Origin of the sequence: Pseudomonas donghuensis (assembly GCF_000696345.2) — a bacterium.
Taxonomy (GTDB): Bacteria; Pseudomonadota; Gammaproteobacteria; order Pseudomonadales; family Pseudomonadaceae; genus Aquipseudomonas; species Aquipseudomonas donghuensis.
Genome location: NZ_CP071706.1, coordinates 1,652,152 through 1,665,599, shown reverse-complemented (window position 1 = coordinate 1,665,599; position 13,448 = coordinate 1,652,152). Strand labels below are relative to the sequence as shown.

At 62.0% G+C, this 13,448-nt stretch carries 5 protein-coding genes; 3 read left to right on the top strand and 2 right to left on the bottom strand.

The features are described 5' to 3' along the window. Positions 1–24: 24 nt before the first annotated feature. Both BV82_RS07625 and BV82_RS07620 read right to left on the bottom strand, forming a co-directional pair. Positions 25–7,881, bottom strand: a complete 7,857-nt coding sequence (locus BV82_RS07625; protein WP_036994237.1) for a retention module-containing protein — start codon at positions 7,879–7,881, stop codon at positions 25–27. A 379-nt stretch (positions 7,882–8,260) separates the two neighbouring features. Then, the gene (locus BV82_RS07620; protein ID WP_162471131.1) at positions 8,261–8,443 is read right to left on the bottom strand and encodes a hypothetical protein; all 183 of its coding nucleotides are present in this window, start codon (positions 8,441–8,443) and stop codon (positions 8,261–8,263) included. Between BV82_RS07620 and BV82_RS07615 the strand changes: the two genes are divergently transcribed. From BV82_RS07615 to BV82_RS07605, 3 genes are read left to right on the top strand one after another with little or no spacing between them, the layout of a single operon-like run. Beyond that, a complete protein-coding gene (locus tag BV82_RS07615) occupies positions 8,400–9,773 on the top strand; it encodes a TolC family outer membrane protein (protein WP_010223049.1) in 1,374 nt (457 codons plus the stop codon). The two genes, BV82_RS07620 and BV82_RS07615, sit on opposite strands and share 44 nt — an antisense overlap. A 40-nt stretch (positions 9,774–9,813) precedes the next feature. Continuing rightward, the gene (locus BV82_RS07610) at positions 9,814–11,961 is read left to right on the top strand and encodes a type I secretion system permease/ATPase (protein WP_249684610.1); all 2,148 of its coding nucleotides are present in this window, start codon (positions 9,814–9,816) and stop codon (positions 11,959–11,961) included. A gap of 11 nt (positions 11,962–11,972) precedes the next feature. Then, on the top strand, positions 11,973–13,328 hold the full coding sequence (locus BV82_RS07605) for an HlyD family type I secretion periplasmic adaptor subunit (protein WP_010223051.1): 1,356 nt from the start codon (positions 11,973–11,975) through the stop codon (positions 13,326–13,328). Positions 13,329–13,448: the final 120 nt, after the last annotated feature.

Here is a 13,448-nt window from a genome sequence, read left to right as displayed (position 1 = left end):
GCCAGCTCCCACAGGTCTACACAGTCAGACGGTGTCCACCTTCAACGAATTATCATTGAGCATGCCGTTGATGATCGTCGCCGTGTCCTGCCCTGCCGCAATCACCCCGCCGGCCCCTGCCGTCACACCATAATGCTGGGCCAGATTGACGCCCTCCAGGTCGATGGTCTGGGTTGGCGCCGCCCCCGCCACCGAGCTGACCTCGATGGTCGATACCACGCTGGCGCCACTGCCAGTGACCTTGAAGTGCAGGTAATCATCCAGCGACGCTGTCGTCGCATTCTCACCCTGCAGCAGTTGCGACAGGTCCAGGTGATCGGTGCCCGGGGTAAAGTCGGTGACCACGTCATGGCCGCTGTTGCCCTGCTGATACAGGAAGGTATCGCTGCCCGAGCCTCCCGTCAGGGTGTTGTTGCCCGGCCCGCCGATCAATACATCGTCGCCGTCACCCCCTATCAGGGTGTCGTTACCCAAGCCGCCATTGAGCACGTTGGCATTGTCGTTACCGGTCAGGCTGTCGTCGTAGTCCGAACCGATCAGGTTTTCGATCGCCGCCAGGGTGTCAGTGCCCGCGCCACCGGTATTCTGCGCACCGGCTGTACCCAGGTTGACCGTCACCGCACTGCCTGCACTGGCATAGCTGGCGGTGTCGATACCCGCGCCACCGTCGAGCAGGTCGTTGCCGGCACCACCGATCAACAGGTCGTTGCCATCGCCACCGTAGAGGAAATCGTTGCCATCCCCACCGATCAGCACATCATTGCCCGCCCCGGCATTGAGGGTGTCGTTGCCGGCACCTGCCAGCAGGGTGTCGTCGCCGCCGGTACCGGTGAGGGTGTTGCCCACCTGGTACGTGATGTCGACATTGCCGGTGCCGGTGCCGCCATGCCCGTCGCTGACGGTGTAAGTGCCGTAGGCGGTTTCGTTCTGCGTATTGGAATAGTCGACCGTCATGGTCAACGCGTAGTTCTCCGCAGCGGTGGAACCGTTACTGTTGGCCAGGTTGACCAGGTGGATGCTGTAGACACCAGCATGGCTGGCGGTGAAGGCGCCACCGTCAGCGATGGTCTGATAGCTGCCGCTGTCATCCTTCCACTCCATCAGGATGTTGCCGGCCGCCAGGTTGTGATCGAGGGTCAGTGTCTCGCCTTTTTTCAAGGTGACGGTCAATACGTCCTCATCGTTGGCGTTGCCCCCGTTCACTGCCCCCAGGTAACCATTGACGATCAAAGCCGCGGTCATGCTATTGGCCGGGCCGCTGAAAGAGCTGCGCGGCAGATCCCGCAGCCGGTTGCCGCTGCTGCTGTTGGTACCGTTGAAGTTCACCGTCGGTGTACCGCTGCCCACCGTAAAGCCCGTGCCCGTGGCCTCCCAGCCGGTATTGAAGGTGGTAGTCGAAGGCACGCTGAGGCGGTCATGGTTGGCATCGCTGTCGTTGGCCAGCAACGCCTCGGCTGGCACGGTGATGCTGCTCGAAAGGATGTTGGTGATGATATGGTCGGCCCCGGCCACTGGCGCGGTATTGGCATAGACATTGATCACCAGGTTGGCGCTGGCGGTATCGCCATCGTTGTCACTGACCACGAAACCGATCTGCTCGACCTGGCTGCTGCCGCTGTCTTTAGGTGGCGTGTAGGTAAAATCGCCGGTGTCCATGTCGACCACGATGCTGCCGCCTATCGCGGTCTTCACGGTGATGCTGTTGGTACCGGTATCGAAGGTGCCGCGGTCCGCCGCACCGCTGGCGGCATAGGAACCTGCGCCGCTGTTGCCCGCGGGATCGAAGGTGTAGGTAGTGCCGTCAATCACCAACGACTTGATGAAGCCGCCGTCAGCGCCAAACTCGCCGCCACTCATCAGGCTGCCGGTGATCGGCGCGCCCTGTACGGTGCCGGACAGCACCGAATTGAGCTGGTTGAGGTCGGTGACCACGGTGGCATTGGTGTCAGTGTGGGTACTGCCATCGTACGCCAACGGATTGAGGTTGCCGGCGTTGACACCACCGCCAAGGCCAATGGCGTAGGACTTGATGCCGTTGCTGTCGAGGAAGCTCTCCCAAGCCGCTTCCCGTACCGCAGTGATGGAATGGCCCGAGGTCGGTTCGCCATCGGAGAAGAAATACACGATGTTCTGCGCACCGGTAATTTTGCCACCCGTGGTGTAGGCCGACTGCGCCGAGTTGACTGCCGAGTCGTAATAGGTCGAACCACCCGCACTCAGGCCGTTGACGATAGCCTTGGCCTGGTCGACGGTCACCCATACGGCTGAAGGCTGGCTGGCCCCCGTCGAGAACGTCACCAGCTGGACCTTCACGTCGCCCATTTCGTCGTACTTGTCGAGCAAGGCATTGATGGCCTGCTTGGCCAGCTGCATGCGCGTCAGCCCTGGCACGCCAGAGGCTTCACCCATACTGCCGGAGACGTCGATCACCAACAGCAGGTTGGAGTCCACCTGCCCCGGGGTAACCGAGCGTTCGGCCCCCACTGCACTCGGCACATCGTCGACGATCTTCACATCGATCGTCGCATTGGCTGAACTGCCATCGGTGTCGGTGGCGACGACATTGATGCTCTCGTTCAGATTATTGATGCCATTGGCGTTCGGGTGGTTTTCGCTGTCGAGCAAGGTGTAGGTGTAACTGACCACTCCGGTAGCCGGGTTGTAGCCGGTGATGGTGATGGAGTTACCCAGCGGCGTAGTCCCCGTCTGCGGGAAGCCATTGACAACGCCGCCACTGACGACGCTGACACCACCGACGGTCAGGCTCTGCAGGCCATCGGGGGCCGTCACGGTGAAACTGCCGGACTGGGTCAGGGCCGGAGAGTCGGGGCTGGTGCCGTCACTGAGGTTCTTCTCGTAGACCGTCAGCTCACCGCCATTGACGTTCAGGCCGTCAAGGGTCACCGGGTTGTCCAGGTTGCTGACATTGAGTTTCAGCGTCGCCGTGCTGGTATCGCCATCGGCATCGCGCAAGGTGTAGGTGAAACTCTCGACGCCATTGCCACCGCCATGCAGGTTGATGAAGTCCTGGTCGCCAGGGTTCAGGGTGTAGGTGTAGGAGCCATCGGCTGCCAGTACCAGAGTGCCGTAGGTACCAGTGAAGGTGCCTGGGGTAATCGGTCCGGTTACGCGGTCGGCACCTTGAACGTCATTGGTCAGCACATTACCGGTCAAGGTCAGCTGCACTTCGCTGGCAGTGGCCGCGTTAGTGTCATTAACGGCGCTCGGCAGATCATCGACGATGTTGACGTCAATACTGCCTGTGGCGCTGCTGCCGTCGGTATCGGTGGCGGTTACGGTGAAACTTTCGCTGAGGCTGTTGGCACCGTTGGCCGTAGGGTGATTCTCATTGTCGAGCAAGGTGTAGCTGTAAGTCACCAAGCCGGTGGCCGGGTTGTAGCCGGTGATGGTCAGGGTGTTGCCCAGTGCAGTGGTCGCCGATTGCGGGAAGCCGCTGGCCACCCCGCCGCTGACTACACTAATGCCGCCGACGGTCAGGGTTTGCACGCCGTCCAGCGCCGTCACGGTAAAGCTGCCGCTCTGGGTCAGGGCCGCATTGCTTGGGTTGCTGCCATCGCTGAGGTTGCTCTCGTAGACGGTCAGTTCACCACCGTTGACATTTAGGCCGTCGAGGGTCACCGGGTCGTTGAGGTTGCTGACGTTGAGTACCAGGTTGGCGCTGGACACATCGCCATCGGCATCGGTCAAGGTGTAGGTGAAGGTCTCGATGCCGTTGCCGCCACCGTGCAGGTTGAAGAAGTCCGGATCAGCGGTATTAAGCGTGTAGGTGTAGGAACCGTCGGCAGCCAGCACCAGGGTGCCGTAGGTACCGACGAAGGTACCAGCAGTAATTGGCCCGGTCGGCACACGGTCAGCACCCTGTACATCATTGCTCAGCACGTTGCCGGTCAGGGTCAGTTGGTTCTCGGTGGCGATAACAGCATTGGTATCGCCCGCTGCGCTCGGCAGATCATCGACGATGTTGACGTCGATACTGCCTGTGGCGCTGCTGCCGTCGGTATCGGTGGCGGTTACGGTGAAACTTTCGCTGAGGCTGTTGGCACCGTTGGCATTCGGGTGCGCCTCGTTGTCGAGCAAGGTATAGCTGTAAGTCACCACCCCGGTGGCCGGGTTGTAGCCGGTGATGGTCAGGGTGTTGCCCAGCGCCGTGGTCGCCGATTGCGGGAAGCCGCTGGCCACTCCGCCGCTGACTACAGTAATGCCGCCGACGGTCAGGGTTTGCACGCCGTCCAGCGCCGTCACGGTAAAGCTGCCGCTCTGGGTCAGGGCCGCATTGCTTGGGTTGCTGCCATCGCTGAGGTTGCTCTCGTAGACGGTCAGTTCACCACCGTTGACATTTAGGCCGTCGAGGGTCACCGGGTCGTTGAGGTTGCTGACGTTGAGTACCAGGTTGGCGCTGGACACATCGCCATCGGCATCGGTCAGGGTGTAGGTAAAGGTCTCGATACCGTTGCCGCCACCGTGCAGGTTCTTGAAGTCGGCGTCGTTGGTGTCGAGGGTGTAGGTGTAGGAACCGTCAGCAGCCAGCACCAGCGTGCCGTAGGTACCCGCGAAGGTACCGGCGGTAATCGGCCCGGTCGGCACACGATCTGCGCCCTGCGCGTCGTTGCTCAGCACGTTACCGGTTAGGGTCAACTGATTCTCGGTGGCGATAACAGCATTGGTATCGCCCGCTGCGCTCGGCAGATCATCGACGATGTTGACGTCGATACTGCCTGTGGCGCTGCTGCCGTCGGTATCGGTGGCGGTTACGGTGAAACTTTCGCTGAGGCTGTTGGCACCGTTGGCATTCGGGTGCGCCTCGTTGTCGAGCAAGGTATAGCTGTAAGTCACCACGCCGGTTGCAGGGTTGTAGCCGGTGATGGTCAGGGTGTTGCCCAGCGCCGTGGTCGCCGATTGCGGGAAGCCGCTGGCCACTCCGCCACTGACCACGTTGATGCCGCCGACGGTCAGGGTTTGCACGCCGTCCAGCGCCGTCACGGTAAAGCTTCCACTCTGGGTCAGGGCCGCATTGCTTGGGCTGCTGCCATCACTGAGGTTGCTCTCATAGACGGTCAGTTCACCACCATTGACGTTCAGGCCGTCGAGGGTCACCGGGTCGTTGAGGTTGCTGACGTTGAGTACCAGGTTGGCGCTGGACACATCGCCATCGGCATCGGTCAGGGTGTAGGTAAAGGTCTCGATACCGTTACCATCACCATACAGATCAATGAAGTCCGGATCGGCAGTGTTCAGCGTGTAGGTGTAGGAACCGTCAGCAGCCAGCACCAAAGTGCCGTAGGTACCCACGAAGGTACCAGCAGTAATGGGTCCGCTCGGCACGCGGTCCGCACCCTGCACGTCGTTGCTCAGCACGTTGCCGGTCAGGGTCAACTGGTTCTCGGTGGCGCTGATGGCGTTGGTATCGCCCGCTGCCGTCGGTACATCGTCGACGATATTGACGTCGATGACGCCACTGGCAGTGCTGCCATCAGTGTCGGTCACACTGACCGTGAAGCTCTCTCCCAGGCTGTTAGTGCCATTGGCCGTGGCGTGGGCTTCGTTGTCGAGCAAGGTGTAGCTGTAGGTCACCACGCCAGTCGAGGCATCGTAGCCGGTGATGGTCAGGGTATTACCCAACGCCGTGGTCGCCGATTGCGGGAAGCCGCTGGCCACCCCGCCGCTGACTACAGTAATGCCGCCGACGGTCAGGGTTTGTACGCCGTCCAGCGCCGTCACCGTGAAGCTACCCGTCTGAGTCAACGCAGGCGCATCCGGGCTGCTGCCGTCGTCCAGGTTCTTCTCGTAGACGGTCAGTTCGCCACCTTCGACGTTCAAACCATCGAGGGTAACGGGATCGTTGAGGTTAGTGACGTTGAGCACCAGGTTGGCGGTGGACACATCGCCGTCAGCGTCAGTCAGGGTGTAGGTAAAAGTCTCGACACCATTACCGCCGCCATGCAGGTTGAAGAAGTCCGGATCGGCTGTATTGAGCGTATAGGTGTAGGAACCATCAGCAGCCAGCACCAGGGTGCCGTAGGTACCGACGAAGGTACCGGCGGTAATGGGCCCGCTCGGCACGCGGTCCGCGCCCTGCACATCGTTGCTCAGTACGTTGCCGGTCAGCGTCAACTGGTTCTCGGTGGCGATGGCGGCGTTGGCATCACCCGCTGCCGTCGGCACGTCATCGACAATGGAAACATCGATACTCATGCTCGCGCTGCTGCCATCGGTGTCGGTGGCAACCACATTGAAACTCTCACCAAGCGAGTTGCTGCCATTGGCCGTGGCATGCGCCTCACTGCCGTTCAGGGTATAGCTGTAGGTCACTTCACCGGTAGCCGGGTTGTAGCTGCTGACGGTCAGGGTATTGCCCAGTGCGGTCGTGAGCGATTGCGGGAAGCCATTGACCACCCCGCCGCTGATCACATTGATGCCGCCAACCGTCAGTGATTGCAGGCCATCCGCTGCGGTCACGGTAAAGCTGCCGCTCTGGGTCAGCGCCCCGGCATCGGGGCTACTGCCAGCCGCCAGGTTTTTCTCGGACAGCACCAGCTCGCCGCCGTTGATGCTCAGCCCGTTGAGCTCCACCGGATCATTGAGGTTGGTAACGTTCAGCACCAGGTTGGCGCTGGACACATCGCCATCGGCATCGGTCAGGGTGTAGGTAAAGGTCTCGATGCCGTTACCACCACCCTGCAGATTGAAGAAGTCCGGATCGGCAGTGTTCAGCGTATAGGTGTAGGAACCGTCGGCCGCCAACACCAGAGTGCCGTAGGTACCGGTGAAGGTGCCGGCGGTGATCGGCCCGCTCGGTACTCGGTCTGCGCCCTGCACGTCGTTGCTCAGCACATTGCCGGTCAGGGTCAGTTGGCTCTCGGTCGCGGTGACGGCATTGGTATCGGCCAGCGCCCGCGGCACATCGTCAATCACTGCGATGTCCAGTGAGCCACTGGCGACGTCGCCATCGGTGTCACTGACCAGTACCGCGATGGTTTCGCCGAACCCGTTGGCGCCAGCGCCGCTCGTGTGGGGCTCGGCACCGTTGAGGGTGTAGCTGTAGCTGACCACACCGGTCGCAGGGTCGTAGCCGGTGATGGCCAGCCCATTGCCCAGGCCGGTGGTGATCGACTGGCCGACACCCGTCACTGCACCCGCAGTAACAACGTTGATGCCACCGACATTGAGGTTGAACACCCCATCCGGCGCCTGCACCGTGAAACTGCCCACCTGGGTCAGCGCCGCCGGATCGCTGGCCGACCCCTGGGGCAGATGGGCCTCGTTCAACGACAGTTCGCCGCCCTCGACGGCGAGCCCTTCGATGCTCACCGGGTTGTCGACCACAGGCAGCGGCGGTGCGTCGTTATTGGTGTTGATCAGGCCGACGTCCAGCTCCGGCAACTCGGGAAAGCCATTGAAACCTGCAGTAGGAAAGCCAATTTGCGGATCAACGCGCCCGGCCACCTCATCGAGAATCACAAAAGTATGCCCGCCCCCCAGTGCACCCGGGGCACCACCAGTACCTGGGCCCGCCGCAGTGGGGTCGGCGTCCTGGGTCGGGTCGGCACCGGCGGCGATGGCTTGCTGGAGTTTTTCCACGTCAGTCAGCTGGGCCTGGCTAGGGGTCAGCGCCTGCGGTGTGTCGACATGAGGCGCGTGGTTGGCCAGTAGCTCAGGGGTCAGGGTCAGACTGCTACCGCGGCCAAGGGTCAGTTCAGCACCGTTCTGCAGGTGGACGGCGACAGCGCCCGCCAGGCCTGTGTCCAACTGCTCACCGGCATACAGCCGATCGCCTTCAACCAGCGCCCGGCGGCTGCCATCGCTGCCTACAACGAAGACTTCGCCCACCACCTTGCTGACGATACCGATTAACTTAGCCATGAGCGCACTCCTCCACTGCAAGTCGGTTGATTGCAGCAAACGTGCGCTGAACATTGCGTGACCACCCCGGCGGGATTACCCCGGGCTAGCGCTGAAACAGCCCAGCAGGCGCTATGATTTCAATGAAATCAATAACTTCGCCTGCCAGTGCCGTGGTGAACGTGATTGAACGAAGTGGCCAAGTGACATGTGCCAATAAATTGTCGCCAAACTTCGCCCCGCCTCCATCCCCTCCGCTACATCCATGCCCTTTGCTGCAAAACACGGGAACTTCCTCTGACGCCCGAAAAAATGCACCCTAGCGCTGATTCCACGGGCGGTTTGATATGAACAATGTCTCGAATTTCTTAGACCGCATAAGTTTTTTTTCGCATAACTCTTATGAAAAAATCTTCTTAGCTGCACGCGTAAATGTTCTTAGCTCTGTTGTTACAAGCCTGATACGGTTTAACCTCAGGTTTTCGTCACTTTTTTGACGAATCGCAGGACCATTACTAGAAATCAGGGAGATGTAACCCATGCGCGTTTTGACCCCCATCACCAGCGCAATTCTGTTGGCCATGGCATGTTCCAGTGCCCAGGCGATGTCAATTAATGAAGCTGTGCAAAGCGCCGTGGATAACCATCCGGAAATCAATGCCAGCAGGAACAGCCGGTTGTCGGCCGATGAAGATGTGAAGTTCGCCAGAGGGGGCTACTTCCCGACGGTCGATTTGGTGGCCGGTTATGGTCGCCAGCGTTCCGACAACACCAATACCCGTGGTTTCAACACCGACGGCAGCCGCAACCATAATAAAGAGACGCTGACCTACACCCAGTCGGACCTGCGTCTGCGGCAGATGTTGTTCGATGGCTTCAACACCCCCAACGAAGTCGGCCGTACTGAAGCTGTGGTCAACTCGCGCGCCTACTACACCCAGGCCACCGCCGAGTCGATCGCCCTGCGCACCGTCGAGGTGTACCTGGAAGTGCTCAAGCGCCGCGAGCTGGTGACCCTGGCCAAGAACAACCTGCAAGCCCACTTGCGGGTCAACGATCAGATCAGCCTGCGCAGCGAGCGCGGCGTCGGCAGCAACGCTGACCGAGATCAGTCCACTGCCCGTCGCGCCCTGGCAGAAAACAACCTGTACACCGCCGAAGTCGACCTGGCCGACGCCGAAGCCAACTTCTATAGCGTCGTTGGCCGTTCCGCCGATGAGCTGGAAACCCCGGTGACCATCAAAGGCGAAGTACCTCCCGACCTGGGTGCCGCGCGCCAAGGCATGCTCGATAACAACCCTTACCTGAAGTCCGCCCAGGCCGACGTCAATGCGGCCGAGCAGCAATACGAAGTGGCCAAGTCGCCGTTCTACCCGCGCCTGGACGCGGTGCTGGCCACCGGTGCCAACAACAACACCGCAGGTCAGGTCGGCCACGACAACAACGACTGGCAAGCCGGTGTCGAGCTCAGCTACAACCTGTTCCGCGGCGGCAGCGACAAGGCCCGCCTGCAGTCCGATGCACACAAGATCAACCAGGCCATGGACATCCGCAACAATGCCCTGCGGACCCTCAACGAAAACCTGGCCCTGTCATGGAACGCCATGAACAACGCCCGCGTACAACTGCCAGCAGCGCGCGAATACGCCGAGACCACTACCCGCGTGCGGGCCGCCTACCAGGACCAGTTCGGCCTCGGCCAACGCACCCTGCTCGACCTGCTCGACAGTGAAAACGAGCTGTACAACGCCAACCGCCGCTACACCGAAGTGCGCTACACCGAAGAGTTCTCCATGTACCGGGTACTGGCCAACATGGGTGAGCTGTTGAGCAAGCAGCGCATCTCGCTACCAGCCGAAGCGATCGCCAAGAGCGAAGTGAAGAGCGAGGCGCGCTTGCCCGATATGCGCTAATCCCCTCCACCCGCTACAGGAGTAGGCGACCGTGACCAGCATGCAATCTGCGAGCTCGGCAATAGATCCGCGCCAGAGTTTCGATGACCCGTTACTCGATGGCTTGCTGATCCTCTGCAAGCTGCACGGTTGCACCGCCAGTCGCGCCGGCCTGAGTGCCGGCCTGCCGCTGCCCGAGCAACGCCTGAGCCTTGAGCTGCTGCCCCGGGCAGCGGCACGGGCCGGGCTGCAGGCACGTGTCCTGCGCCGTGAGCTGGGGGCGATCTCGGCGCTCAACCTGCCTGTGCTGTTACTGCTCAAGGACGGTCGCTGCGCAGTGCTGCGCCGCTGGGGCGATGACGGCCGGGCGTTGATCCTGCCGTGTGAAGCCGAAGGTGGCGAGCAGTGGGTCAGCCGCCAGGAACTGCTTGAAGCCTACGCTGGGGAAGCGCTGTTCGCCCGCCCCCGCCACGAACTCGAAGACCTGCGTGCGCCGTTGATGCCGCGGGTCAACGCCTGGTTCCGCGACACCCTGAAGCTGTCCCGCTGGCTCTACAGCGACGCCATACTCGCCAGCTTGCTGATCAACCTGTTGGGGCTGATGGTGCCCTTGTTCGTCATGCAGACCTACGATCGGGTGGTGCCCAACCAGGCCACTTCGACCCTTTGGGTGCTCACTGCCGGCCTGCTCATCGGCACCCTGTTCGAATTGACCCTGCGCGTGGTCCGCGCCCACTTGCTCGACCAGGCCGGGAAAAAGACCGACCTGATTCTCTCTGCCACCCTGTTCGAACGCATCACCGGCATGTCGATGAAAGCCCGCCCCGCGACCGTTGGCGGTTTTGCCCAGAGCATTCACGACTTCCAGGGCTTGCGTGAATTTCTCACCGCCGTAACCCTGACCAGCGTCATCGACCTGCCCTTCGTGGTGCTGATGCTGGCGGTGATCGGCCTGCTCGGCGGCTGGCTGGTGGTCATCCCGCTGATCGCCTTCCCGCTGACCATCCTCTTCGCCTTGTTCATTCAGGTGCGCCTGCGCGATACCGTGCAAAAAAGCCTGGCCCTGGGTGCCGTGCGCCAGGCGCTGCTGATCGAAACCCTCGGCGGCCTGGAAACCCTCAAGGCCTGCAGCGCCGAAAGCGAGCGCCAATACCAGTGGGAAAGCACCCATGGCGCCCTCACCCGCCTCGACGCCCACGCCCGCAACCTGTCGGCCATCGCCACCAACGGCACCCTGTTCATCCAACAGTTTTGCGGCATGGCCACCATCGTTGCCGGGGTTTACAGCATCATTGCCGGCAACCTCAGCGTCGGTGCCCTGGTTGCCAGCTACATGCTCGGCAGCCGGGTACTGGCACCGCTGGGGCAGATCGCCGGGCTGATCACCCGCTACCAGCAGGCACAACTGACCATGCGCAGCACCGATGCGCTGATGGCCTTGCCCCAGGAACGCCAGGCCGGCCAGCAGCCGCTGGAACGCACCCACCTGCACGGCGCCCTCGACGTCAACCACGTGAACTTTCGCTACCACGGGCAAAACGCCGCCGCCCTCAACGACATCAACTTCAGCGTCAAGCCGGGCGAGCGCATCGGCATCATCGGCCGCAGCGGCTCCGGCAAAAGTACCCTGGCACGCCTGCTGATGGGCTTCTATGCCCCGGATGAAGGGCAAATCCTGCTCGACAACATCGACCTGCGCCAGCTGGACATCGCCGACCTGCGTCACCAACTGGGCTATGTCGCCCATGACCTGCCGCTGCTGGCCGGCAGCCTGCGCGACAACCTGACCCTCGGCGCCCGCTATGTCAGCGATGCGCGCATGCTCGAAGTCGCCGAACTGACCGGCGTCAGCGAACTGGCCCGCCAGCACCCGCAAGGCTTCGACCGCCCGGTGGGCGAGCGCGGTCAACTGCTCTCCGGTGGCCAGCGCCAGGCCGTGCTGCTGGCCCGGGCGATGCTGCTCGAACCGCCGATCATGATCCTCGACGAACCCACCAGCCACATGGACAACAGCAGCGAAGACCAACTGCGCCAGCGCCTGCATGGCTGGGTGCAGGGCAAGACCTTGCTGCTGGTCACCCACCGCACCTCGCTGCTCAGCCTGGTCGACCGCCTGCTGGTGCTGGACAACGGCAAGATCGTTGCCGACGGGCCGAAGGACGCGGTCATCGATGCACTGCGCAAAGGCCGCGTTGGCGCGGCACTCTAGGGGGTCCATCCATGTCCGTAAGCCAAGGCCTGCGCAGTTACTTCCAGAGTTTCGGCAAGACCGCCGAACGCGAGTTCATGCCCGACGTGGCGGGCGCCACGCTGCAGGATTCGCCGCGCCTGTCACGCATCACCGTATGGCTGGCCGCAGCGTTGTTGCTGGTAGCGCTGCTCTGGGCCAAGTTTGCCGTGCTCGATGAAGTGACCATGGGCGAAGGCAAAGCCATTCCGTCGAGCAAGGTCCAGGTGATCCAGAACCTTGAAGGCGGCATCGTCACCGAAATCTTCGTGCGCGAAGGGCAGATGGTGAACAAGGGCGATACCCTGCTGCGCCTGGACGACACGCGCTTTTTGTCCAACAAGGGCGAGAGCGAGGCCGACCGCTTTGCCCTCACCGCCCAGGTCGAGCGCCTCTCGGCCGAAGCCGAAGGCCGGCCGTTCCAGCTCTCCGAAGAGGTACGCAGCAAGGCACCACAGGTGGCGGAAGACGAGCTGGCGTTGTATCAGTCGCGCCAGCGCCGCCTGAACAGCGAGAAGCAGACCCTCAACGAACAACTGCGGCAGAAAACCCAGGAACTGGCCGAGTTCCGCTCCAAGGTCGAGCAGTACCGCTCGGCCCTGGCGCTGCTGCAGCAAGAGCTGAACATGTCCACGCCCCTGGTCGGCACCGGGGCAATCTCGCCGGTAGAGATCCTGCGCCTCAAGCGCAGTACTGTGGAAGCCCGCGGCTCGCTCAACGCCACCAGCCTGGCGATCCCCCGCGCCGAAGCGGCAGTGGCCGAAATCAAGAGCAAGATCGAAGAGTCTGAAGCCGGGTTTCGCTCGGAGGCCGCCAAGGAGCTCAACGAAAAACGCACCGACCTGTCGAAGATCACTGCCTCGAGCATCGCCATCGACGACCGGGTGACCCGCACCACGGTGGTTTCGCCAGTACACGGGATCATCAAGCTGCTCAAGGTCAACACCATCGGCGGCGTGGTCCAGCCCGGCAGCGACCTGCTGGAAATCGTGCCGCTGGAAGACAACCTGCTGATCGAGGCCAAGGTACGCCCACAAGATGTTGCCTTCCTGCACCCCGGGCAATCGGCGATGGTCAAGTTCAGCGCCTATGACTACACCATTTATGGCGGCCTCAAGGCCAAGCTCGAGCTGATCAGCGCCGATACCGTCACCGATGACAAGGGCAATGCCTTTTACCTGATCCAGGTACGTACTGACCGCAACCATCTGGGCGGTGACAACAAACCGCTGCTGATCATCCCGGGCATGACGGCCACGGTGGACATCATCACCGGGCACAAGAGCGTGCTCGACTACCTGCTCAAGCCGGTGCTCAAGGCACAGACCGAGGCGATGCGCGAACGCTGAGGCGTTCGGGAACTGCTGAGTGCAGCTCATCGCCGGCAAGGCCGGCTCCCACAGTGAGTGTGTCTACCGGTCTTGTGGGAGCTGGCCTTGCCAGCGATCGAGCGCGAAGCACTCGCAACA